This is a genomic window from Rossellomorea vietnamensis, assembly GCF_001305855.1.
In the GTDB taxonomy this organism is placed as follows: Bacteria; Bacillota; Bacilli; order Bacillales; family Bacillaceae_B; genus Rossellomorea; species Rossellomorea vietnamensis_A.
The window spans coordinates 1-530 of sequence record NZ_LIXZ01000093.1 but is presented as its reverse complement, the minus strand read 5'-3'; the positions used below and the strand labels follow the sequence as shown (position 1 = coordinate 530).

1 protein-coding gene is annotated in these 530 nt (G+C 68.5%); it reads right to left on the bottom strand.

What is annotated here, in order from left to right; all coding sequences use genetic code 11:
- Positions 1-475 (bottom strand): COX15/CtaA family protein (locus AM506_RS23640; RefSeq protein WP_200908492.1); only part of this gene is annotated, 475 nt, incomplete at its 3' end.
- Between the last annotated feature and the right edge of the window lie 55 nt (positions 476-530).

Here is a 530-nt window from a genome sequence, read left to right as displayed (position 1 = left end):
ATGTTTGTTGTGTCGTGATCGAGCATGGCGGCAGGCAGCGCCAGCGCCAGGCCGCCAGCGCCAGAGTCAACACCAGAGCCACGGCGCCCGCGGTGTGCAGCAGTGCCAGCCACAGGGGCAGCCAGAGCCGGATATTGGCCACCCCCAGCGAGAATTGCAGTCCGTAGGCCAGGGTCAGGGCCCCAAGCCATGGACGCATCGCCGCCTCATGCCGGTAGCAGATCAGCAGCGCCAGGATGGCGGCTCCCAGCGCCAGCGCGCCCAGGCGGTGCCCCATCTGGATGGCACTGCGCGCCTCGGCATGCAGTTGGCCATGCAGGTAGTTGGGGCCGACGCTCTGGGTCAGATGAAAGCCCTCGCTCCAGTCCAGGCTAGGCCACCACTCACCGTTGCAGGTGGGGAACCCCTGGCAGGCGATGCCGGCGTAGTTGCTGGAGACCCAGCCACCCAGAGCCAGCTGCCCCACCAGCAGCATGGCAGCCAGCCCCCAGAGTGGTGTCAATGCGCGGCGCGGCGGAGCCACGCCACCA